Origin of the sequence: Streptomyces sp. NPDC018031, assembly GCF_044327625.1 — a bacterium.
Classification (GTDB): domain Bacteria; phylum Actinomycetota; class Actinomycetes; order Streptomycetales; family Streptomycetaceae; genus Streptomyces.
The window spans coordinates 164,027-188,110 of sequence record NZ_JBIRFT010000014.1 but is presented as its reverse complement, the minus strand read 5'-3'; the positions used below and the strand labels follow the sequence as shown (position 1 = coordinate 188,110).

Here is a 24,084-nt window from a genome sequence, read left to right as displayed (position 1 = left end):
GGCGGACCTCCCGGCGTGGCGGGGTCCTGTCTTACGATGGCCGTTGCGGCGGGGCCAGCGCCGCTCGATAATGCCGCGCCAGCGCACCCGACCGTGCCACGCCCGACCGGCAAGGAGCCAGCCTAAGTGTCCGTCCTCAACAAGATCATGCGTGCAGGCGAAGGCAAGATCCTGCGTAAGCTGCACCGCATCGCGGACCAGGTCAATTCCATCGAAGACGAGATCGCGGCCTACTCCGACGCCGGCCTGCGCGAGCTCACCGAGGAGTACAAGCAGCGGTACGCGGACGGTGAGAGCCTCGACGACCTGATGCCCGAGGCGTTCGCGACGGTCCGGGAGGCCGCCAAGCGGGTGCTGGGCCAGCGTCACTACGACGTGCAGCTGATGGGTGGCGCGGCGCTGCACCTGGGCTACGTGGCCGAGATGAAGACCGGCGAGGGCAAGACCCTGGTCGGCACCCTGCCCGCCTACCTCAACGCGCTGTCCGGCAAGGGCGTCCACCTGATCACGGTCAACGACTACCTGGCCGAGCGCGACTCCGAGATGATGGGCCGGGTCCACAAGTTCCTCGGCCTCTCGGTCGGTTGCATCCTGGCGAACATGACGCCCGCGCAGCGCCGCGAGCAGTACGCCTGCGACATCACCTACGGGACCAACAACGAGTTCGGCTTCGACTACCTGCGCGACAACATGGCGTGGTCGAAGGACGAACTGGTGCAGCGGGGCCACAACTTCGCCATCGTCGACGAGGTGGACTCCATCCTCGTCGACGAGGCCCGTACGCCGCTGATCATCTCCGGCCCCGCCGACCAGGCGACCAAGTGGTACGGGGACTTCGCCAAGCTGGTCACCCGGCTGAAGCGGGGCGAGGCGGCGAACCCGCAGAAGGGCCTGGAGGAGACCGGCGACTACGAGGTCGACGAGAAGAAGCGCACCGTCGGCATCCACGAGAGCGGCGTCGGCAAGGTCGAGGACTGGCTGGGCATCGACAACCTCTACGAGTCGGTGAACACGCCGCTCGTCGGTTATCTGAACAACGCCATCAAGGCGAAGGAACTGTTCAAGAAGGACAAGGACTACGTCGTCATCGACGGCGAGGTCATGATCGTCGACGAGCACACCGGCCGTATCCTCGCCGGTCGCCGCTACAACGAGGGCATGCACCAGGCGATCGAGGCGAAGGAGGGGGTGGAGATCAAGGACGAGAACCAGACCCTCGCCACGATCACCCTGCAGAACTTCTTCCGCCTCTACGACAAGCTCTCCGGCATGACCGGTACCGCCATGACCGAGGCGGCGGAGTTCCACCAGATCTACAAGCTGGGCGTCGTGCCGATCCCGACCAACCGGCCGATGGTCCGGATGGACCAGTCGGACCTGATCTACCGCACCGAGGTCGCCAAGTTCGACGCGGTCGTCGAGGACATCGTCGAGAAGCACGAGAAGGGCCAGCCGGTCCTGGTCGGTACCACCTCGGTCGAGAAGTCCGAGTACCTCTCGCAGCAGCTGAACAAGCGCGGTGTCCGGCACGAGGTGCTCAACGCCAAGCACCACGAGCGCGAGGCGCAGATCGTCGCCCAGGCGGGCCGCCGGGGCGCGGTGACCGTGGCCACCAACATGGCCGGCCGTGGTACGGACATCAAGCTCGGCGGCAACCCGGACGAGATCGCCGAGTCCGAGCTGCGGGCCAAGGGCCTGGACCCGGTGGAGCACGTCGAGGAGTGGGCGGCCGCGCTGCCCGCCGCCCTGGAGCGTGCCGAGGCCGCGGTGAAGGCCGAGTTCGAGGAGGTCAAGGACCTCGGCGGACTGTACGTGCTGGGCACCGAGCGCCATGAGTCGCGCCGTATCGACAACCAGCTGCGCGGTCGTTCCGGCCGTCAGGGCGACCCGGGCGAGTCCCGGTTCTACCTCTCGCTGGGCGATGACCTGATGCGGCTGTTCAAGGCGCAGATGGTCGAGCGCGTGATGGCGATGGCGAACGTCCCGGACGATGTGCCGATCGAGAACAAGATGGTCACCCGGGCCATCGCCTCCGCCCAGTCGCAGGTCGAGCAGCAGAACTTCGAGACCCGTAAGAACGTCCTGAAGTACGACGAGGTGCTCAACCGGCAGCGCGAGGTCATCTACGGCGAGCGGCGCCGGGTCCTGGAGGGCGAGGACCTGCACGAGCAGGTGCGTCACTTCATGGACGACACCATCGACGCCTACATCCAGGCCGAGACGGTCGAGGGCTTCGCCGAGGAGTGGGACCTGGACCGCCTGTGGAGCGCGTTCAAGCAGCTCTACCCGGTGCAGGTGACCGTCGACGAGCTGGAGGAGGCGGCCGGCGACCGCGAGGGCATCACCGCGGAGTTCATCGCCGAGGCCATCAAGGAGGACGTCCACAAGCAGTACGACGCCCGCGAGGAGCAGCTCGGCTCGGAGATCATGCGCGAGCTGGAGCGCCGCGTGGTGCTGTCGGTGCTGGACCGCAAGTGGCGTGAGCACCTCTACGAGATGGACTACCTCCAGGAGGGCATCGGTCTGCGGGCCATGGCCCAGAAGGACCCCCTGGTCGAGTACCAGCGCGAGGGCTTCGACATGTTCACCGCCATGATGGACGGCATCAAGGAGGAGTCCGTCGGCTACCTGTTCAACCTGGAGGTCCAGGTGGAGCAGCAGGTCGAGGAGGTTCCGGTGGCGGAGGCCGAGAAGGCCGTGCCGCTGGAGAAGGAGGGCAAGGCCCCGGTGCCGGCCGGTGCCCCGGCGGGCGGTCAGCGCCCGGAGATCCGTGCCAAGGGCCTGGAGGCCCCGCAGCGTCCGGACCGGCTGCACTTCTCCGCGCCGACGGTGGACGGCGAGGGCGGTGTGGTCGAGGGCGACTTCGCCACCACCGACCAGCCGCCGGCCCCGCGCGCCTCGGAGTCCGACGGCCTGACCCGCGCCGAGCGCCGCAAGGCGGGCAAGGGCGGACGCCGCCGCAAGAAGTGATCGCGGGGAGATGACGGGGCCACCCGAGGTGGCGTGACGGGCCGGGGTACGGCGGCGGGAGCCGCGGTACCCCGGCCCGTCGGCTTTCACTGCCGGTTCTCGTCCGTCGGTACCCCGGCGCGTCGGTACCTCTGCCCGTCGGCACCTCGGCCCGTCGGTGTTCGGCGCGCTCGGCGTCGTGCCCGTCGGTGTTCGGCGGTCGGTGTCGTGGCGGTCGGTGTTCGGCGCGCTGGGTGTCGTGCCGGTCGGTGTTCGGTGCTCGGCCGTGTGCCCGTCGGTATCCCGGCCGCCCGTCGGTGTTCCGGCCCGCCGGTGCTCCGGCTCGTCGATACGTGGGGGTGTGCGTCGGGGCGCGGCGCGGCGCAGCGGACCGCCGGCCGGGGCGCCCTGTCAGGCGCCGTGGGGCTCCGGCCGGCCCGCCGGCCCGAGGTCGATGGCGGCGCACCGCCACCGGTCGTCGCCCCCGCGCTCCAGCCGGAAGGCGAAGGCCGCCAGCCGGTCGTCGAAGGCGATCCGCGCGAACGCCTCGATGACGTCCTGCCGGGGGTGGCGTTCGTCGCAGCGCGCGACGTACGGCGCCTCGGCACCGGCCTGGCGTGGCCGCAGCGGCGCCAGCGGGGCCAGCTCCACCAGCTGGTCGTACGCCTGCGGAAGGGCGTGGCCGAGCAGGGTGTGGACCGGGCACCGGCCGCTGAGGGTCAACAGCAGCCGGTGGGCGAACCAGTAGCGGGGCTGGGTCTCGCGGACCTGGCGGCGGGCGGCCACGGCCGCCGCCCGCGACACCGGGTGCGGCGGTCCCGGCCGACGCCCGTCGCTCCGGTTGGCCGGTCGTCCCGGCCCAGCGGACCGGCCGGGCGCCTGGGGGCGGGTGGTGCCGCCGAATGAGCGGGCGGTGCCCGGAGGCCGGGTGCCGCCGCGGCGTGCGCGGGGACCGCCCTGGGCCGGGACGCGTCCGCTGCCCGTTCCGCCCGTTCCGGCCGTTCCGGCCGGTCCCGGGGCCCGCACGGCCCGGCCGGTGCCCGCCGTGCCGGATCCGGACGGACTCCGACCCGCCGTCGTCCACTGACCCGCGGTCGTCTCCCGGCCCGCCGTCGTCCACTGATCCGCGCCGGTCGTCCCCCGATCCGCGGCCGTCCACTCGGCGGTCGTCTCCCGGCCGGCCGTCGTCCACTGATCCGCGCCGGTCGTCTCCCCGCCCGCGGTCGTCCATTGATCCGCGGGGGTTCCCCGGTCCGCGGTCGTCTCCTGGTCCATGTTCGTCCCCTGATCCACCGTCGGTCCCTGGTCCGCGGTCGTTTCCCGCACAGCCGTCGCTCCCCGACCAGCCGTCGTTTGCCGCCCAGCCGTCGTCCCCCGGTCCGCGGCCGTCCCCCGGCCCTCGGCCGTCCCCCGGCCCTCGGTTGCCGGGCCCGCCGTGACCCGGCCCACGGTGGTCCCCCGGTCCGCGGTTGCCCCGCCCGCCGTGACCCAGCCCACGGCCGTTCCCCGGTCCGCGGTTGCCGCGCCCGCCGTTCCCCGGTCCGTCGTCCTGGGGCCGGCCGGGCGAGGGCCGGGCGGTCCCGCGTCCGGGGTGGCGGGCCGCCGAACGGCCGTGAGGTGGGCCGGTCGTGGATCTCGCGGGCCCGGTGTGCCCGCCGGTCGCGGGCCGGTCGCGGCGCCGGCCGGTGGGTACGGTGTGCCGCCGCTCCTCGGCCTGGGCGGGGTGGCCCCCGAAGCCCGTGGGGTGGCCGCGGTGGTGGCGGTCGCGGAACCCGCCGGTGCCGCCGCGCCGGTGGTGCCCGTGGTGGCGCCGGCCCGGGCGTTCGGCGCGGCGATCGCCGCCGGGCCGTGCCCGGGCCTCGCGGCGGTGGTTCCGGTGCTCCCCGTGGCCGTGCTTCCGCTCATCTGCATCGCCCCCCGCGCACGGGGCCGGAGCTCCGTGCGTACTCGTTGGTAACTTGCGTGGGGATCTTCTATCGGCGGGTTCCCGGCACCTGCAAGGCGGCTTCGGGGCGGGCCGCGCACTCGATCCGGTTCACCTATCAGGGGTGTGCCGCGGGCGGTGTGAGTCCGCGCGAGTCCGGGTGCGCGGCAAGCCCCGCTGCCGGGCGACGCCCCGGCCGTCCCGGTGCCCGGCGCCGGGTGTGTCCGGTCGTCGCCGCCGGTCGGCGTGGCGGTGCCGGTAACCGGCACCGGAGCCAGGGCCGCTCAGGGCGTGCCGGGATCGGCCGGCCCGAACGCGCACCGGCGCCCGTATGCTGGCGGGGTGTCCGAACCGCCCGTCACCCTCGAAGGGCCTTCACGAAAGCGGCAGCCATGCGCGTCTACGTCCCCCTGACCCTCTCCGGGCTCGCCGAGGCGTACCAGGCGGGCGAGCTGGGCCCGGCCCCGCTGGACGCCTACGCGGTGACGCCGGCGCTGCGTGAGTGGTACGTCTCCGACGACATCGAGGAGCTGGAGTACGCGGCGCTCAGCCGGGCCGCCCAGGCGTCCCTGCGCCGGCTCGCCGTCGATCCGCAGGCCGCGCGGCGGCGGGTGGTCGTCGCCCTCGACGTCGCCGACGGGGCGGCGGTGGCCGACCCGGACCGGGGCCTGGACCACTCCGCCCTGGGTGAAGTGCGGATCGGCTCCGCGGTACCGCTGGCCAAGGCCGCCGCCGTGCACATCGACTCCCGGGACGCGGAGGAGGACGTCGCCGCGGCCGCCGACGCGCTGGGCGCCGCCGACCTGGGTGACGACGACGCGCAGTTCGTGGTGGACGGGGCCGAGGACCACGAGCTGATGTGGTACGCGACACAGGAGATCCCCAACCTCATCGGGTGACGGCGCCCCTCCGGCGTCGTCGGAGCGTGGTGCAACGCCCGTGGTGGTGACGGCGGTTGGCCGGTCCGCCCCGCCCGGAAGCCGCCGGTCCAGCGGTCGGTTCCTCCCATTACGGGTGTCGGTGCCTCCCGGTACCGTCGTCGGATGGGGAAGCATGTGGCACACATCGTCTGGGACTGGAACGGCACCCTCCTGCACGACATCGACGCGGTGATGTCGGCGACCAACGCCTCGTTCGCGGAGATCGGACTGGCGCCGCTCACTCTGGAGCGTTACCGGGAGCTGTACTGCGTACCGGTGCCGCTCTTCTACGAGCGGCTGCTCGGCCGGATGCCCACCGACACGGAGTGGGCGGCCATGGACGCGGCCTTCCACCGGCACTACTGGGCGATGGCGGAGGGCGTCGGGCTGGCGGTCGGGGCCCGGGAACTGCTCGCCGACTGGCAGGCCGCGGGGCTCACCCAGTCGCTGTGTTCGCTGGCCCCGCACGAGCGGCTGGTTCCGCTGGTGCGGACGCACGGCATCGAGCGGCACTTCGTGCGGGTGGACGGGCGGACCGACCAGGGGCACAGCGGGAAGACCCGGCAGATGGTGCGTCACCTCACCGCGCTGCAGGGGGTCTCGCCGGAGCGGGTGGTGGTCGTCGGCGACGCGGTGGACGACGCGGCCGCCGCCGCGGCCGCGGGGGCGCACGCCGTGCTCTACACCGGCGGCTCGCAGAGCCGGTCCAGCCTGGAGGCGGCCGGGGTGCCGGTGGTGGACAGCCTGCTGGAGGCGACCGAACTCGCACGGACTCTGGCGGGTAAGCGTCCGGTGAATGGCTTGAATTGAGCGGCAGAGTCCGGAACGGCTCGCCTACCGTCCGGTAACACACCCGCCGTCCCTCGCGCCGCGACCGGGGCGGACGGGCGCGGCGATGGGACGACCGAGGGGGAGAGACGGCATGGGTGTTCCGGCCTTCGCACACGGCGAGCTCCGCCCGGGCGCGCTGCTGAGCTGGTCGCGGCGGTACACGGACGAGGAACTGGCGGCCTTCGAAGCCCTCGCCGGCCGGGTGCCCTCCGTGGCGGCCCACCTGCCCGAACTGCTGGTGGTGGCACCGCTCACGAAGCTCGGCGGCGACGTCGACTACATCGCGCGCAAGATGGTCTGGACGCATGCCAGGCCGGTCGGCACGGCCGAGGAGCTCACCGCCGAGCTGCGGGTGCTGAGCGTGGCGGAGGACACGGCGTTCCACCGGATCACCTTCGACGCCCGGGTCCGCGCGGGCGAGGAGGTGGTCCTCAGCGGGCAGAGCAAGGGCGTGATCCTCAAGCGCCCGGCGCACGCCGGCGGGGCGGCACGGCCGGAGCACGCGGCAGCGGGCGCGGCGGCCGAGCGAGGCACGCGGGGCCCTGGGGGCGACCGGGCCGCGCGGGGCGCGGGAGCCGAACAGGGCGCGGCCGGCGCCACCCGCGAGACGGTCGCAGCGGTGGCCGCCGCCGGTGCCGGTGTCGCCGCGGATGCCGGTGTCGGGACGGGTGCCGCCGTGGCCGGAAGCGCGCGCGGTGCCGGGGCGCCGCCCGGTGCCGGACCGGGCCGGGCCGCCGTCCCGTCTGCGGTCCCGCCCATCGGGCCGGCCCCGGTGGACCAGGCCGTCCGCGGGACCGTGCTGCGCCACCGCCGCACCGTGACCGACGCGGACATCCTCCGCTGCGCCGACCTGACCGGCGACCGCGGCGAGCACCACACCACCGGACTGGCCGGCCGCCGGATGGCACAGGGGCTGCTGACCGCCCTGGCGGTGCCGCTGCTTCGCGGAGACGGCGGGTTCCGGTTCCGGTCGATGTCCATGGTCTTCCTCAACCCGGTCTTCGCCGGAGACGTGCTCGACGCCGAAGCCCGGATCGAGGAGGAGCCGGAGCGCCGGGCGGCGGCGGACGGCAGCGGGGGCTCGGCCGGCCGGCCCGGCGGCGGGCCGGGGCCGGCGACCCTGGCCGCCACGGTGCGGAACGCCTCCGGCGTGGACGTGCTGGTGACGGAGTGCGCCGGCTCCTTCTCCTGACCGGCGGCCACCCGTCCGCCGGTCGGCAACCGGTCCGCCAGGCGGACCGGCGGCCCCGGCCGCTCTCTCGTGGCGGCACTCTGCGGGTCGCCCCCGTCCGGCGGCGCGCGCGAGTCCCGTAGTCCGGGCAGGCACCCTGCGGGTCGGAGCCTCGTCGGGCGTCGCGTGGCCGGTTTGGACAGGCGCTCCGCGGGCGGATGGCCGTTTTGGACAGGCACTCCGCGGCCCGGCGGCCCGGCCGCCCCCTCGCGGCCCCCGCGAGCCGCCTCGTCGGGCGTCGCGTGGCCCGTCCGGATGGGGCACCCCGGTCGCCCCCGTCCGGTACCGGCGCGAGTCCGGACAGGCGTTCCGCTGGTCGGCGGCCCTGGTCGCCCCCGTCCGGTGCCGCGTGCGTAGTCCGGGCAGGGTTCCCCGCCGGTGCCGCGCGCGTAGTCCGGGCGGGCCCCCGTCGGCCCGGCGGCCGCGCGCTCGCCCGCGCGAGGGCATCCTGTGGTCGCCCCCGTCCGGTGCCGCGCGCGTAATCCGGGCAGCGCACCCCGCCGGTGCCGCGTGCGTAGTCCGGGCAGGCACCCCGCGGGCCCGGCGGCCTCGGTCGCCCTCGCGCGGGCATCCTGTGGGCGACCCCCGTCCGGTGTCGCGTGTGTGGGTCCGGACAGGCACCGGGCGGGCCGGAAATCCCGTCCGGTGCCTGCGTCCGGCCCCCTGGCCCGGTGGTCGTCCGGGCCGGTGCGCGGCCGGGCCCCCGTCGCGTACCCGCGGTCCGGGGCCCGTACCGCTCAGGTTCCGTCGGTCACCGGCGCCTGGGCGCTCAGCAGTCGGAGGAATTCGCGCATCCAGCCCGGGTTGTCCGGCCAGGCCCGGGCCGAGACCAGCTGGCCGTCGACGACGACCTCCTGGTCGTGGAAGGTGCCGCCGGCCGCCTGTACGTCGAGTTCCAGTGCCGGGTAGGCGGTCACCCGGCGCCCGGTGAGGCCCTCGATCGCGGCGGTGAGCAGGGGGCCGTGGCAGGTCTGGGCCACCGGCTTGTCGGCGTCGAAGAACGCCTTGAGGATCTTGCGCAGCTCGGGGTCGTTGCGGAGGTATTCCGGGGCCCGGCCGCCGGGGACCACCAGGGCGGCGTACTGTCCGGGGTCGACTTCGGAGAAGGCCAGGTCGGCCGGCCAGGTGTAGCCTGGCTTCTCGGTGTAGGTGTCGTAGCCGTCCTCGAAGTCGTGCACCACGAAGCGGAGCGTCTTGCGGCTCGGTGCCGCGATGTGGACGTCGTACCCCTCCTCGCGCAGCCGGTGGTACGGGTAGAACACCTCCAGCGATTCGGCCGCGTCGCCGGTAACGATCAGAACTTTCGCAGCCATGCCGCCACCTCTGCTTCGTCACGTGGTTCTCACGCTACTCGGGCACCGGACCACGGTGCATCCGCGCCGCGCCGCTGCCAAGGGCGCCTCGCCCGGCGCCCGGCGCGTCCGCCGTCGCACCGGGACCGGCCGCGTCACCTCGCGCGCCTCGTGCGCCTCGTGCGCCTCGTGCGCCTCGTACGTCCCAGCATCTTCGGGGCGTCCGCACAGCTGTCCATTCCGTCAAACTTCCGGTCCGGGATTTGTACACATACGGCTCATGACGGGGCCAGGGGGAAGAGCGATAGCCTTACGGCGTGATCAGCGCGATATCCGCCAGGGGCGACGGTGCCCCTGCCCCGCGCCCGGCGCTCCGTTGCGGCCGGGCCGCCGCTGATCCGTGCCGCCGGGGGAGTCGGTCGCATTCGGCCGGTTTCACCCCTGCGTTCCCCCGTTCCGGCATACCGTCGTCTCAGCAGTGCGGGCATCCCGCACGACGACGCCGTGCCACCGCCATCGATGTCACGCAACGGCGCGCGACAGGAGCCAGAGGACATGCAGACCAAGCTGGACGAAGCCAAGGCCGAGCTGCTCGCACGGGCCGCCCGGGTAGCTGAGAACAGCCCTGCCGGGGGACAGCATCCGGCTCAGGGCCCCGGCCCGGAGTCCCTGAACGCCTACCTTCAGCACTACTACCAGCACACGGCCCCGGAGGACGTCGCGGGCCGCGAGCCGGAGGACGTCCTCGGCGCCGCGCTGTCCCATTTCCGGCTGGCGGAGAACCGGCCGCAGGGCACCGCCAACGTGCGGGTGTACACGCCCACCGTCGAGGAGAACGGCTGGACCTGCACCCACTCGGTGGTCGAGGTCGTCACCGACGACATGCCGTTCCTGGTCGACTCGGTCACCAACGAGCTGTCCCGGCAGGGGCGCGGCATCCACGTGGTGGTGCACCCGCTGGTCGTCGTCCGCCGCGACCTGACCGGCAAGCTGATCGAGGTGCTGTACGACGCCGACGCGCACGGCTCCAAGGCCCGCGCCGGACTGCCGCACGACGCGCGGGTGGAGTCGTGGATCCATGTGGAGGTGGACCGCGAGACCGACCGCGGCGACCTCAAGCAGATCACCGCCGACCTGCTGCGCGTCCTGTCCGACGTGCGCGAGGCGGTCGAGGACTGGGAGAAGATGCGCGACGCCGCGCTGCGCATCGCCGAGTCGCTGGACTCCGAGCCCACCGCCGAGGACCTGCGGGAGCACGAGGTCGAGGAGGCGCGTGAGCTGCTGCGCTGGCTCGCCGACGACCACTTCACCTTCCTCGGCTACCGCGAGTACGAGCTGACCCAGGCGCCCACCGAGGCGGGCGGCGAGGAGGACGTGCTGACCGCGGTGCCCGGCACCGGGCTGGGCATCCTCCGCTCCGACCCGCACCTGCGCGACAGCGACGAGGCCGAGGCGGCGGGCGCCGGGGCGGGCGGCGGCTCCCCGTCGTTCAGCAGGCTGCCCGCGGACGCCCGCGCCAAGGCCCGTGAGCACCGGCTGCTGGTGCTCACCAAGGCCAACAGCCGCGCCACCGTGCACCGCCCCTCCTACCTCGACTACATCGGGGTGAAGAAGTTCGACGCCCAGGGCAACGTGGTCGGCGAGCGCCGCTTCCTGGGCCTGTTCTCCTCCGCCGCGTACACCGAGTCGGTGCGCCGGGTGCCGGTCATCCGCCGCAAGGTCCAGGAGGTGCTGGGCGGCGCCGGGTTCGCGCCCGACAGCCACGACGGCCGGGACCTGCTGCAGATCCTGGAGACCTACCCGCGCGACGAGCTGTTCCAGACCCCGGTCGACCAGCTCCGGTCGATCGTCACCTCCGTGCTCTACCTCCAGGAGCGCCGCCGGCTGCGGCTCTTCCTGCGCCAGGACGAGTACGGGCGCTACTACTCCGCGCTGGTCTACCTGCCGAGGGACCGTTTCACCACCGACGTGCGGCTGCGGCTGACCGACATCCTGCTGGAGGAGCTGAACGGCCGCTCCCCGGTCGACTTCACCGCCCTGCACACCGAGTCGGTGCTGTCCCGGCTGCACTTCGTGGTCCGCGTCCAGCCGGGCACCGTGCTGCCCGACCTCACCGACACCGACCTGGAGCGCATCGAGCACCGGCTGGTCGAGGCCGCCCGCTCCTGGGCGGACGGGTTCGCCGACGCGCTCGGCGCGGAGGTGGGCGAGGAGCGCGCCGCCGAGCTGATGCGCCGCTACGCCAACGCCTTCCCCGAGGGCTACAAGGCCGACCACACGCCGCGCAGCGCCGTCGCCGACCTCCAGCACCTGGAGCGGCTGACCGCGACCGGCGGCGAGCAGGAGTTCGCGCTCAGCCTCTACGAGCCGGTCGGCGCGGGCCCCGGCGAGCGCCGCTTCAAGATCTACCGGGCCGGTGCCCAGGTCTCGCTCTCCGACGTGCTGCCGGTGCTCACCCGGCTCGGCGTCGAGGTGGTCGACGAGCGCCCGTACGAGCTGCGCTGCTCGGACCGCACCTCCGCCTGGATCTACGACTTCGGTCTGCGGCTGCCCGGCCGCAACGGCGACCCGCTGCCGGACGACGCCCGCGAGCGCTTCCAGAACGCGTTCGCCGCGGTGTGGACCGGCCGGGCGGAGAACGACAACTTCAACCAGCTGGTGCTGGGCGCCGGACTGGACTGGCGGCAGGCGATGGTGCTGCGCGCCTACGCCAAGTACCTGCGGCAGGCCGGCGCCACCTTCAGCCAGGCGTACATGGAGGACACCCTCCGGACGAACGTGCACACCACCCGGCTGCTGGTGAGCCTGTTCGAGGCCCGGATGTCCCCGGAGCGGCAGCGGGCCGGCACCGAGCTGACCGACGCCCTGCTGGAGGAGCTGGAAGCGGCCCTGGACCAGGTCGCCTCCCTGGACGAGGACCGCATCCTGCGCTCCTTCCTGACCGTCATCAAGGCGACGCTGCGCACCAACCACTTCCAGACGGACAGCGCCGGCGACCCGCACGCCTACCTGTCCATGAAGCTGGACCCGCAGGCCATCCCCGACCTGCCGGCGCCCCGCCCGGCGTACGAGATCTGGGTGTACTCGCCGCGGGTGGAGGGCGTGCACCTGCGGTTCGGCAAGGTCGCGCGCGGCGGTCTGCGCTGGTCCGACCGGCGTGAGGACTTCCGCACCGAGATCCTCGGCCTGGTCAAGGCGCAGATGGTGAAGAACACCGTGATCGTGCCGGTGGGCGCCAAGGGCGGCTTCGTCGGCAAGCGGCTGCCGGATCCGTCGGTGGACCGGGACGCCTGGCTGGCCGAGGGCATCGCCTCGTACAAGACCTTCATCTCCGGTCTGCTCGACATCACCGACAACATGGTCGGCGGGGAGGTCGTGCACCCCAAGGACGTCGTCCGGCACGACGAGGACGACACCTACCTGGTGGTCGCCGCGGACAAGGGCACCGCCACCTTCTCCGACATCGCCAACCAGGTCGCCGAGTCCTACGGCTTCTGGCTCGGTGACGCGTTCGCCTCCGGCGGCTCCGCCGGATACGACCACAAGGGCATGGGCATCACCGCCCGCGGCGCCTGGGAGTCGGTCAAGCGGCACTTCCGGGAGCTGGGCCACGACACCCAGACCCAGGACTTCACCGTGGTCGGCGTGGGTGACATGTCCGGCGACGTGTTCGGCAACGGCATGCTGCTGAGCGAGCACATCCGGCTGGTCGCCGCCTTCGACCACCGGCACATCTTCATCGACCCGGACCCGGACGCCGCGGTCTCCTACGCCGAGCGCCGCCGGCTGTTCGAGCTGCCGCGCTCCTCGTGGGCGGACTACGACACCGCGCTGCTCTCCGCGGGCGGCGGGGTGCACCCGCGCAGCGCCAAGTCGATCCCGATCACCCCGCAGGTCCGGGCCGCCCTCGGCATCGAACCGGGCATCGTCAAGATGACCCCGGCCGAGCTGATGAAGGCCATCCTGCAGGCCCCGGTGGACCTGTTGTGGAACGGCGGTATCGGCACCTACGTCAAGGCGCACACCGAGACGCACGCCGACGTCGGCGACAAGGCCAACGACGCGATCCGGGTGGACGGCCAGGACCTGCGGGTGAAGGTGGTCGGCGAGGGCGGCAACCTGGGTCTGACCCAGCTCGGCCGGATCGAGTTCGCGCTGGCCGGCGGGCGGATCAACACCGACGCCATCGACAACAGCGCCGGCGTGGACACCTCCGACCACGAGGTGAACATCAAGATCCTGCTCAACGCGGTCGTCGCGGACGGCGACATGACCGTCAAGCAGCGCAACAAGCTGCTCGCCGAGATGACCGACGAGGTCGGCGCCCTGGTGCTGCGCAACAACTACGCGCAGAACGTGGCGCTCACCAACGCGGTCGCCCAGGCCCCGAGCCTGCTCCACGCCCACCAGCGCTTCATCCGCCGGCTGGTGCGCGACGGGCACCTGGACCGGGCGCTGGAGTTCCTCCCCAGCGACCGGCAGATCCGGGAGCGGCTCTCCGCCGGCCGCGGTCTGACCCAGCCGGAGCTGGCCGTGCTGCTCGCCTACATCAAGATCACGGTGGCGGAGGAGCTGATCGGCACCAGCCTGCCGGACGACCCGTACCTGCTGCACCTGCTGCACGCCTACTTCCCCAAGGCGCTGAACGAACGGTTCCCCGAGCAGGTCGAGGCCCACGCGCTGCGCCGGGAGATCATCACCACGGTGCTGGTCAACGACACGGTGAACGCCGGTGGTTCGACGTTCCTGCACCGCATGCGGGAGGAGAGCGGCGCCTCCACCGAGGAGATCGTGCGCGCCCAGACCGCGGCCCGCGCCATCTTCCGCCTGAGCCAGGTGTGGGACGAGGTCGAGGCGCTGGACAACGTGGTCGCCGCCGACGTGCAGACCCGGATGCGGCTGCACTCCCGCCGCCTGGTCGAGCGCGGCACCCGCTGGCTGCTGAACAACCGTCCGCAGCCGCTGGAGCTCGCCGGGACGATCGAGTTCTTCCGCGACCGGGTGGCCACCGTCTGGGGCGAGCTGCCCAGGCTGCTGCGCGGCGCCGACCTCGACTGGTACGAGGGCATCCGTGCGGAGCTGACCGCCGCCGGGGTGCCGGAGACACTGGCGACCCAGGTCGCCGGATTCTCCTCCGCCTTCCCGGCGCTGGACGTGGTGGCCACCGCCGACCGGACCGGCAAGGACCCGCTGGCCGTCGCCGAGGTCTACTACGAGCTGGCCGACCGGCTGCGGATCACCCAGCTGATGGACCGGATCATCGAACTGCCGCGCGCCGACCGGTGGCAGTCGATGGCCCGCGCCTCCATCCGCGAGGACCTGTACGCGGCGCACGCCGCCCTCACCGCCGACGTGCTGGCGGTCGGCAACGGCGAGGCGACGCCGGAGCAGCGGTTCAAGACGTGGGAGGAGAAGAACGCCGCGATCCTGATGCGGGCCCGCGGCACGCTGGAGGAGATCCAGGGTTCGGAGACCTTCGACCTGGCGAACCTGTCGGTCGCGATGCGGACCATGCGGACGCTGCTGCGGTCGCACGCGTAAGCCGCGCCGTCGGCCACCCCGGAGGGGCGGTACGGACCGGACACCCGGTTCCGTGCCGCCCCTCCGGGCTTCCGCGGACGCCGTCCCGTCCGGCGGCGCCGTCCCGTCCGGCGGCGCCGGGACGGGCTGACCGGAGGCCGGCGTGTGGGTGTGCCCGGTGGTCCGTGCGCGGACGCCGGCCCGGCACGGGCGGGGTCAGCGGCCCACGGTCACCCGGCCGGTGGCGGGGTCCGGGGCAAGGACGAGGCGGAGCCGCCCGGTCCGGCCGTCATGGGCCACGCGCAGTTCGGCCGGCCCGCCGGCCAGGGCGGCGGCGAGCCGGTCGGCGGACACCTCGAAGGCCAGGACCGACAGCCCGGACCGGGCTTCGACGCGCGCCTCCGGCAGGCTCAGCAGGGTGGCCCCGTCCCGCTCCAGCAGCACCGTCACCGGTACCGGTCGGTCCGGTGCGGCGAGGGCCAGCGGGATCACCGCGGAGAGGTGCCCGCCGGTCCCGGTCAGCTCGATGCCGCGGGGGTCCCGCACCGTGCGGTTCAGCGGCGCGAGGGTGCCGTCCACGGACACGCTGAGGTTGTCGTGCGGCCGGGTCCAGTACGGGTTGACGAACAGGTGGGGGCTGCGCTCCGGCCGGTCGGAGCGGCAGAAGGCGGGCATCCGCTCCTCCTCGACCCGCTCCGCCCGGTCCGCGCCCAGCCGGCGGTTGGAGGCCCAGCCGCAGCAGTCCAGCCGGGCGAACACGTCCCACACGCCGTGCAGCGCCCGGCCGTGGTCGGCGGCGGCCGGGTCGATGGCGAACTCGGCCTCGAAGCGCAGCCCGTGCAGCGGCGGCGAGGGCGCCGGGGCGGACGCCGGCCGCGCGGTCCGGCGCGGCCGCGGGCGCACCGGCAGCAGGTCCCGCACCGTGCGGCGCGGGCGCCCGGGCCCGGGCCCGGCCGGGGGCCGGTGCGGGGCGGCGGCGGGCGAGTCGCCGGCCCGCAGCGTGGTGGGCGCGGGCAGCACGGTGGCCTCGTCGCGGTGCCGGATCTGTCCGGTGACGGTGGCCCGGGACACGGCGTCGGTGAAGTCGGCCGCCTCGGCGACCCCGGGCACGGCGGCCAGGCGGGGCGGCAGCCACAGGCGCCGGCGTCCGCCGGTGCGGTCGAAGAGCACCGGGACGGTCCGGCCGTCGGCGGTGGGGCGCACCAGTTCGGTGCTGATCCGCACCCGTAGCGCGCCGTCCTGCCAGCGCAGCCCTTCGAGCCGCGGCCGGTGCCCGGTGCCGGACTCGAAGGCGGCGTACTCCTCCAGCAGTCCGCGGTCGCCGTGCCGGACCAGGGCGGAGGCGATGCGGTGCTTGGCCGGCAGCCGGCGGTCGACGGCCGGCGGCACGCAGTCCCGGGCGAGGGAGCGCACGGCCCGGAAGACCTGCCGGCGGTACCAGGCGGGCTTGCCGGTGAACTTCTCGCCCTCCAGCCGGTAGAGCGCCTTGTTGGCGTACCAGTGGGCGATGAACTCCTCGCGCAGCGGCCCGGGTTCCAGGTGGTCGGTGACGATCCCGAGTATCGCGCGCACGCTGGCCAGGTAGGCGCGCGGATCGACCCGGCTGAAGCTGATGTTGTGCACGCCGTCGTCGTGCCGCACCCAGTGGTAGCAGGTGTAGTCGTGGACGGTGGCGACGCGGCGCGCGGCGAAGTAGGCGCGCAGCATGAACATGTGGTCCTCCAGCCGCACCCTGCCCTCGGGGAACCGGATGCCGTGCGCGGTGAGCAGTTCGCGGCGGAAGAGTTTGTGCACGGTCATCGAGGTGAGCAGCGCGGGGTCGGTGCGTATGTCCCCGGCGGACATGGGTTCTTCGTACAGCACCCGGGAGACGCCCCTGCCGTGCCCCGCGGTGCGGCCGGCGACGATGTCCGCGCCGGTCTCCACCGCCCGGGCGTACAGCCGCTCCAGGGCGCGCGGCGCGAGGTGGTCGTCGTCGTCCACGAAGTGGACGTAGCTGCCGCGGGCGGCGTCGATGCCGATGTTGCGGGGGCGGCCCGGCCAGCCGGAGTGGTGGCCGCGGATCAGCCGGAAGTTCTCCTCGCCCGCTATCTCGGAGGCGATCAGGTCGGGGGTGTCGTCGGTGGACCCGTCGTCCACGTACAGGACCTCGAAGCCGGCGCGCGGGAAGGTCTGTTCGCGGAACGAGGTCAGGCCGGTCAGCACCGTCTTGCCGGTGTTGTGGACCGGGACGACGACACTCACCTTGAGGCTGGTCGGGATCATCGGGTGCTCCCCTCACCCCCGGGCGATGCCCGGGGGAGACGTCCGCTGGCAGCACACTATCGGACGGTATGTCCGGATGCTCGCGGTGATCCTGCGGACGGGGGTGGCCGGGACGGGCGGCGGATCAGGACGCGGCGTCGCCCGTCGGGGTGGGCGTGATCATCGCGAAGGGCGCGCCCTGGGCGTCCGTGACCAGCGCCATCCGGCCCGCGACCATGTCGAAGGGCGGCTGCAGGACGGTACCGCCGGCCGCGGTCAGGCGTGCAATGGCCGCGTCGGCGTCCGCGACGGCGAAGTACGTCAGCCAGTGCGAAACGGCTTCGGGCGGCGCCGACGCGGGCAGCGCCTGCATGCCGCCGACGGTACGGCCGTCGACCGCGAGCGCGTGGTAGTAGTCCTCCGCGCCCTCCATGGGCCGGGCCTCGACGCCGAGCGCCGACCGGTAGAAGTCCGCCGCGGTCCGCGGGTCGGTGGTGTTGAGCTCGTGCCAGACCGGCGCGCCGGGTTCGCCGACCACGCCCGACCCGGTGAACCGCCGCGCCTCCCACACCCCGAACACCGCCCCGGCGGGGTCGGTCGCCACCAGCATCCGGCCCAGGTCGAGCACGTCGATGACCGGACTGTGCACGGTGCCGCCGGAGCCCCGGATCGCCTCGGCGGTCGCGTCCGCGTCGGTGGAGGACAGGTAGGTCGTCCACATCGTCGGTGCGGCCGGCTCGTCGTCGGCACCGGTCGGCGCCCGGGACGACATGATCCCGGCGACCGGCAGCCCGCGCAGCTCGCAGACCGCGTAGCCGCCGGTCTCCGGCGGGCCCGGCGCGCCGGACCAGCCGAACAGCTCGGCGTAGAAGTCGATCGCGGCCTGCTGGTCGGGGGTCACCAGGTCGATCCAGCAGGGGGTGCCCGGCGGGCGGGGAGAGGTGACTTCCGGCATCGGTGACGCCTCCAGGTGCTCCGGTGTTCCCGCCCCTCGCGGTCCACGGCGGGACGGCGGTGGCCGCGGCCGTCCCCGTACCAGCCTTCCTCCCGGGTCCGCCCGGCGCCACTCGGGCGCGGCGGACGCCCACTCGCCCGGCGGGCGTCCGCCGCGCCCGGCGGGCGTCCGGGCCGCTGCCGGGCCGTTTCCGGGCCGCCCGGTGCCGCGGCGGCTCAGCGCAGCGGCCGGGTGAAGACGACCCGGTCCAGTGACGGGCCGTCGTAGCCGGGGACGGGGTCGGACGCGGTGAATCCCAGGGCCTGGTGGAAGGCGATGGAGCGCGCGTTCTGCGGCGAGGTGACGGCCTTGACGAGGGTGCGGCCGTGCGCGCGGGCCATCGCGAAGAACAGTCCGTACAGCCGGCGGCCGAGCCCGGAGCCGCGGGCGTCCGGGGCGACGCCGGTGAAGTGGATGTAGGCCTCGTCGGGCTGCGACGGGGACAGGAACCCGATGACGAAGCCGGTGAGCCGCCCGTCCCGTTCGGCGATCAGGCTGGTGGCGTGGAAGTGGCCGAGGAAGAGCCGGGTCAGGTCGCGGGAGGCGGGCCGGCCCCACCAGTCGTCGATCACCGCGACCACGGTGTCGAAGTCCTCCGGTCGTGCGGTGCGGACCGAGTGGCCCCGGTGGGCGTCCAGTTCCCCGAACATCCTCGGCGCGGCCGCGCCCCGTGCCCGTGACTCGCTCATGGCCTGCGGACCCTCCCGTGGTGTCGTTCCGGAACGAAGCGGCGGCCCGGGAGGTGGTACCCGGCGCCGCACCCCATGATGGCGTGCGGTACCGGGCGGGGGTGGCTTCTCAGCCGCGCTCGGCGTCCCCCGCGTCCCCGGCGGGCGCGGCGGACGCGGGGGCCGTGGCGGGCGCCGGTGCCGGGGGCGGCCCGGACGCCCCGGCCGCGGGCCGCTGCGGACGGCCCCCGGTGCGGCCGGTGACGATGAGGGCCACCGCGCTGACGATGATCGCGCCGCCGAGGTACACGTTGGCGCCGATCGCCTCGCCTCCGATCGTGACCCCGAGGACCACCGCGATGACCGGGTTGACGTAGGCGTAGGTCGCCACGGTGTGGTTGGGCAGGGTGCTGTTGGCGTACATGTACGCGGTGAAGGCCACGATCGAGCCGGCGAACACCAGCCAGGTGAGCCCGGCGAGCGAGGCCCCGGAGATCTCCGACACCTCCAGCCGGGCCGCCTCGCCCCTGATGAGGCCCAGGACCAGCAGCAGCACCCCCGCGGCGATCATCTCGATGGCGGAGGCGACCATCGGGTGCGCGGGGAGCGGGGCGCTGCGGGCGTACACCGATCCCGTGGCCCACAGTCCGGAGGCGACGACCACCACCACGACGGCCCCGGCGTTCACTTCGCCGCCGGGGCCGCCCACCAGGACCCCGATCCCGGCGGTGCCGAGCACCAGCGCGCCGATCAGGGTCGCCGGTATGCGGGTCCGGGTGACCAGCGCGTTGATGAGTACCATCCACACCGGCACGGTGGCGACGATCAGGGCCGCCAGTCCCGAGTCCAGGTACTCCTCACCGGCGCTGAGCAGGCCGTTGCCCCCGACCAGCATCAACGCGCCGACGACGACCGCGGAGCGGATCTGCGGCCGGGTCGGTCGCCGCTCGCCGCGGGCGTGCCGCGGCGCCACCACGGCGTACATCAGCAGGCCCGCGATGAGGAACCGGGTGCCCGCCATCAGGAAGGGCGGGATCGTCTCGACGGCCACGCTGATGCCGAGGTAGGTGGACCCCCAGATGACCCAGACGGTGACCAGCGCCGTCCACGACAGGACTTGCTCTTTCTTCAAATGAGCCAGCATGGCCTTTGAGCCTTATCTTTTTAAGGTAACTCGGCTAGTCGCTTCCGTATATTAGGTATGGGAGAGTGCAGCGACAAGCCATGAGACAAGCCGCGCGACAAGCCGTGCGGCCACCGGCGACGCGTCCGCCGGCCCGCCCGGACGGCGGGCCCGCGCCGGGCGCGGGCGGGATGCGGCGTGGGCCGTGTGATGGAGGAGTGTCTTCGATGAGCCGCCGACTGGACGACACCGACCGGGCCCTGCTCCGGGCGCTGAGCGCCGACGGACGCCGGACCCTGCGGGCGCTGGCCAGGGAGGTGGAACTGTCGGAGCCGGCCGTCCGCGAGCGGATACAGCGCCTGGAGCGCGACGGAGTGATCACCGGCTACCAGGCGACCGTGGCACCGGAGAGCGTCGACGCCGCGACGGCCGCGTTCATCTCCCTGCGGTTCGACTCCGGCCGGGACGCACGCACCCTGGTGGACGAGGCGCTGCGGCGCGAGCCCTGTGTGCTGGAGGCCCACCAGGTCGCGGGCGACGACTGCTACCTGATCAAGGTCCGGGTGGCGTCGACCGGGGAACTGGCGGATGTGCTGGACCGCATCCGGGCCATCCCGCCGGTGCAGAGCACCGGCACCACGATCGCGCTGCGCACCGTCTTCGAACGGCCGCTGCTGGCCGGCGGCGCCGGCGGGGCGGACGCCGGCTGACGGAAGGGGTGACGGGCGTCCGCCGGCGGACGGAGGCGGTGACGGGCGTCCGCCGGCGGACGCTGCCGGCTGACGGAGGCCACCGCGGTCGGCCGTCGGTCGGGGTCGGAGCCAGGGGCGGAGCCGGGGCCGGGCCGGGGACGGCGAGGGATTTCTCCGGTCGGCCCGTCACACGCGCGCGCTCCGCCGTGTCAACCGGATGACGAACCCACCAGACCGGCCGGGTGGACCCGGGCCGGGATCCGTTTGACGAGGAGCGCTTCTGATGGACACCGCCTACATCGTCGTCACCGTACTGGCCGCCGTGATGGCGGGCTTCTCGGCCGCTTCGGTCTTCTTCCGCGCCGCCTGGGTCGTGCAGCCGCTGGACGACTACGGCGTGCCGCGCTCGTGGTGGAACCTGCTCGGGGCGGCCAAGGCCGCGGGGGCCGCCGGCCTGCTGGCCGGCCTGGCCGTGCCGGTCGTCGGCGTGCTGGCCGGCGTCGGGCTGGTGCTGTACTTCACCGGCGCCGTGATCACCGTGGCCCGGGCGCGCTGGTACGCGCACATCCCGTTCCCGCTGGTGTACGCGGCGCCGGTGGCCGGTTCGCTGGTGCTCGGGTTCGCCGCCTGAGCGGCCCCGGCGGCCGGGCGACCCGGCAGCCCGGTAGTCCGGTAGCCCGGTAGTCAGGCGGGTGATCCGGCAGCCGGGTGACCCGGCGGCCCGGCAGATGCCCCGGTGAGCCGGCGGCCCGGCAGTCCGGCAGGTCACGCGGCGATCCGGCGGCTCGGCGGCCCGGCGGCCCGGCGGTCCGGTGGCCCGGTGGCCCGGCGGTCCGGTGGCCCGGTGGCCCGGTGGCCCGGCGCCGACCGGGGCACCGGGGTCGGGCACGGCCGGCGTTCACCGGGCCATCGGGGTCAGGCGCGGCCGGCGTCCACCGGGGGGCCGGACGGAGCGGGGGAACCGGGCGCCTCGGGGGAGGGGGCCGGTGGGGACACCGGGGCGGGCGGCGACACCGGGGCGGGCGGCGACACCGGGGCCGGCGGCGCCGCGGGGGGCGGCGGCACCGGCGGGCCGGCGGCCGGGGCGGCCGGGGTCAGGGTCACCGCCGGGGGGCGGGCCGGCTCCGGGTCCGCGGCCTCGGCCGGTGCCGGTGCGGGGTCCTGGCAGGGCATCAGGATGCGGACCACCCGTTCGGCGGCGTGGCCGTCGTCGAACTGGCAGAACCGTTCCCGGAAGGCGGCCCGCAGCGCGGTCGCACCGGCGTCGTTCCAGCGGCCGTCGCGGAACACCTCGATCAGCTCGTCCTCGCTGCGGGCCACCGCCCCGGGGGTGTCGCCGGGCCGGCCGGAGAGCAGGTCGAAGTAGACGCCGCGGGTGGCCCGGTAGACCTCCCAGTCGTCGGCGTGGATGACGATCGGGCGGTCGAGGTTGGCGTAGTCGAACATGATGGACGAGTAGTCGGTGACCAGCGCGTCGGCCGCCAGGCAGAGGTCCTCCACCCGCGGGTGGCGGGACACGTCGATCACCAGGCCGCGTTCCTGGAGCCGTTGCAGGCGCGGGTCCCGGCCGTAGGAGTAGTGGGCGCGGACCAGCAGCACCGTCTCCTCGCCCAGGGCGTGCGCCACCCGCTCCAGGTTCAGCCGCGGGGTGAACCCCCGCTCGTAGTCGCGCAGGGTGGGGGTGTACAGGACCGCCCTGCGCTGCGGGTCGATGCCCAGCCCGGCGCGGATCCGCGCGATGTCCTCCGCGGTCGCGGAGAAGAAGACGTCGTTGCGCGGGTAGCCCGTCTCCAGCAGCCGGTACGAGGAGGGGTAGACCCGCTCCCACACCTCGCTGGAGTGCTGGTTGGAGGAGAGCGCGTAGTCCCAGCGGTCGACGCGCCTGAGCAGGTTCCCGAAGCTCATCCCGGCCCCGGCCGCCGGGTACCGCTGCTGGTCCAGGCCCATGCACTTGAGCGGGGTGCCGTGCAGGGTCTGCAGATGGACCGTGCCGGGCCGTTTCACCAGCTCGTTGGGGAAGTTGACGTTGTTGATCAGGTACCGGGCGCGGGCCACCGTCCGGTAGTAGGCCCTCGTCCCGGGGATCACGTACTCCACGCCCTCCGGCAGCGACGCGACCTCCGACCTGCGTACCACCCACACCCCGCGCACCTGCGGCGCCAGTTCTCTGGCCTTGTGGTAGACGGCCGCCGGATTGCACAGCACACCGCGGTTCCAGTACGCCGAGTAGACGGCCAGGTTCTCGTCCACCGGCTGCCCCAGGTGCACCCGGTACAGCACCCGCTTGGCGCGCGCCGCCAGCGGCCGGCGGACGGTGCGCTTGAGCCGGCGGGCCCGCCTGACCCAGTGCCGGGGCGTCTCCTGGGCCCGGTAGCGGGTGAACGAGCCGCGCCGCAGCGCCTCGAAGCGCTCGGCCTTCTCGGGCGGCGGGGTGAAGCCGGGCGGCAGATGCGCGTCGTACCACTCGGCGGCCCGCTGGAACCAGCGCGTCCGGTCGCCCGCCTCGACCCGGGACGGGTTGTCCAGGCAGAACAGGAAGTGCGACACCGCCCGTTCGAAGAGCATGGGCCGCAGCGGGGCCAGCTCCGGCTTGCCGTCCAGGAAGGTGAACAGCCGTGCGTACTGGTCGAAGATGACGAAGTGCTCCACGCCCGGGCTGCGGGTGCTCGCCCCGCTGCGCCGCTGCCGGTACTCCAGCCCCACCAGGTCGGTGGCGGCGATCCGGCGCGCGGTGAGCATGGTCTTGTAGGACAGCAGCGCGTCCTCGTAGATGCCCTCGCTGAACGCGAAGCCGTTCCCGGTGTAGAACTCCCGGCGGTAGACGCGGTTGGACGACATGGCGAACAGCCGCAGGAACTGCGGGCGGTCGAGGATGGAGAAGACGTCGGTGCCGGCCGAGGCGAGCAGGTCGCCGAAGAGGCTGCGGTCGCGTCGGCCGTTCCAGTAGGTGCGGACGTGGTCGAAGTAGAGGATGTCCGGGTCCTCGTTGAGCGCCAGCCGGTCGGCCAGCCCCCGGAGGGTGCCCGGGGCGAGGGTGTCGTCGCCGTCGAGGAAGAGCAGGTAGTCGCCGGTGGCCTGGTCGACACCGGCGTTGCGGGCGTGGCCCGGGCCGGAGTTGACCGGCTGGTGGACGGCGATCACCCGGCCGTCGCGGGCCGCGTACTCGTCGATGATCGCCCCGCAGAAGTCCGGTGAGCAGTCGTCCACCGCCACCACTTCGACATCCTGGAACGACTGGGTCAGCGCCGAGTCCAGGCATGCGCGCAGATAGCCCTGCACGCGGTAGGCGGCGATGACGATGCTGAAACGGGGCATGGCGCTCCTTCTTCCGTCGTCGGGTCGGTGGGAGGCGGGGCGGTGGCACGCGCGCGGCGTGCGGCGGGGCGGCGAGGCCGGCCGGGCAGCGGGAGGCGCCGGCGGTCCGGGACGGCGGGGCCGGCCGGCGGCCCGCCGCGGCGGCGCGTCTCAGGGGGTGCCGACCGGCCGGCCGGCGGCGGGGGCGGACTGCGGCGGCTCGGTCGGCGGCACCTGCCGCGGCGGCTCCGCGGGCGGGGTGCGCGGCCCGGCGGGCGGGGCGGGGACGGCGCGTTCGGCGGGCGGGGCCGGCACGGCGGGCGGGGCGGCCGTGCCCCGCGGTCCGGCCGGCGGGGCGGGGCTGGCCGCCGCGGTGGCCGCGGCGGGTGGCAGGGTGCGGGC

At 73.9% G+C, this 24,084-nt stretch carries 14 protein-coding genes; 7 read left to right on the top strand and 7 right to left on the bottom strand.

Annotated elements, in window-relative coordinates:
• Positions 1-126: 126 nt before the first annotated feature.
• A complete protein-coding gene (gene secA / locus ACH4B3_RS26450) occupies positions 127-2,970 on the top strand; it encodes a preprotein translocase subunit SecA (RefSeq protein ID WP_398466775.1) in 2,844 nt (947 codons plus the stop codon).
• 390 nt (positions 2,971-3,360) lie between these two features.
• Here secA and ACH4B3_RS26445 read toward each other — a convergent pair whose 3' ends face one another.
• A complete protein-coding gene (locus tag ACH4B3_RS26445; protein ID WP_398466773.1) occupies positions 3,361-3,735 on the bottom strand; it encodes an Rv3235 family protein in 375 nt (124 codons plus the stop codon).
• A gap of 1,530 nt (positions 3,736-5,265) precedes the next feature.
• Here ACH4B3_RS26445 and ACH4B3_RS26440 point away from each other — a divergent pair.
• The 3 genes from ACH4B3_RS26440 (at position 5,266) to ACH4B3_RS26430 (ending at position 7,816) form a co-directional block, all read left to right on the top strand.
• A complete protein-coding gene (locus ACH4B3_RS26440) occupies positions 5,266-5,772 on the top strand; it encodes a DUF6912 family protein (RefSeq protein WP_398466771.1) in 507 nt (168 codons plus the stop codon).
• A 144-nt stretch (positions 5,773-5,916) separates the two neighbouring features.
• Positions 5,917-6,603, top strand: coding sequence for an HAD family hydrolase (locus tag ACH4B3_RS26435; protein ID WP_398466769.1), 687 nt, complete (start codon positions 5,917-5,919; stop codon positions 6,601-6,603).
• A gap of 112 nt (positions 6,604-6,715) precedes the next feature.
• Entirely contained in the window at positions 6,716-7,816 is a 1,101-nt protein-coding gene (locus ACH4B3_RS26430) for a hypothetical protein (RefSeq protein WP_398466767.1), read from the top strand.
• 776 nt (positions 7,817-8,592) lie between these two features.
• Here ACH4B3_RS26430 and ACH4B3_RS26425 read toward each other — a convergent pair.
• On the bottom strand, positions 8,593-9,168 hold the full coding sequence (locus tag ACH4B3_RS26425; RefSeq protein ID WP_398466765.1) for a DJ-1/PfpI family protein: 576 nt from the start codon (positions 9,166-9,168) through the stop codon (positions 8,593-8,595).
• Between the two features lie 534 nt (positions 9,169-9,702).
• Here ACH4B3_RS26425 and ACH4B3_RS26420 point away from each other — a divergent pair.
• Positions 9,703-14,688, top strand: coding sequence for an NAD-glutamate dehydrogenase (locus tag ACH4B3_RS26420; RefSeq protein WP_398466763.1), 4,986 nt, complete (start codon positions 9,703-9,705; stop codon positions 14,686-14,688).
• A 195-nt stretch (positions 14,689-14,883) separates the two neighbouring features.
• Here ACH4B3_RS26420 and ACH4B3_RS26415 read toward each other — a convergent pair whose 3' ends face one another.
• From ACH4B3_RS26415 to ACH4B3_RS26400, 4 genes are all read right to left on the bottom strand, one after another.
• Complete coding sequence (locus tag ACH4B3_RS26415; protein WP_398466761.1) at positions 14,884-16,932, bottom strand: glycosyltransferase family 2 protein; 2,049 nt, start codon at positions 16,930-16,932, stop codon at positions 14,884-14,886.
• A 124-nt stretch (positions 16,933-17,056) separates the two neighbouring features.
• Positions 17,057-17,866 carry a VOC family protein gene (locus tag ACH4B3_RS26410; protein ID WP_398466759.1) on the bottom strand — a complete coding sequence of 270 codons (810 nt, stop codon included), beginning with the start codon at positions 17,864-17,866 and terminating at the stop codon, positions 17,057-17,059.
• Positions 17,867-18,081: 215 nt separating this feature from the next.
• Complete coding sequence (locus ACH4B3_RS26405; RefSeq protein ID WP_398466757.1) at positions 18,082-18,594, bottom strand: GNAT family N-acetyltransferase; 513 nt, start codon at positions 18,592-18,594, stop codon at positions 18,082-18,084.
• 109 nt (positions 18,595-18,703) lie between these two features.
• The gene (locus ACH4B3_RS26400; RefSeq protein WP_398466755.1) at positions 18,704-19,705 is read right to left on the bottom strand and encodes an EamA family transporter; all 1,002 of its coding nucleotides are present in this window, start codon (positions 19,703-19,705) and stop codon (positions 18,704-18,706) included.
• Between the two features lie 218 nt (positions 19,706-19,923).
• Here ACH4B3_RS26400 and ACH4B3_RS26395 point away from each other — a divergent pair, with 218 nt between their 5' ends.
• Complete coding sequence (locus tag ACH4B3_RS26395) at positions 19,924-20,406, top strand: Lrp/AsnC family transcriptional regulator (protein WP_398466753.1); 483 nt, start codon at positions 19,924-19,926, stop codon at positions 20,404-20,406.
• Between the two features lie 265 nt (positions 20,407-20,671).
• The gene (locus ACH4B3_RS26390; protein ID WP_398466751.1) at positions 20,672-21,019 is read left to right on the top strand and encodes a DoxX family protein; all 348 of its coding nucleotides are present in this window, start codon (positions 20,672-20,674) and stop codon (positions 21,017-21,019) included.
• Between the two features lie 284 nt (positions 21,020-21,303).
• On the opposite strand, the gene ACH4B3_RS26385 is transcribed toward ACH4B3_RS26390, so the two are convergent.
• Positions 21,304-23,703, bottom strand: a complete 2,400-nt coding sequence (locus ACH4B3_RS26385; protein ID WP_398466749.1) for a CDP-glycerol glycerophosphotransferase family protein — start codon at positions 23,701-23,703, stop codon at positions 21,304-21,306.
• Positions 23,704-24,084 lie beyond the last annotated feature (381 nt).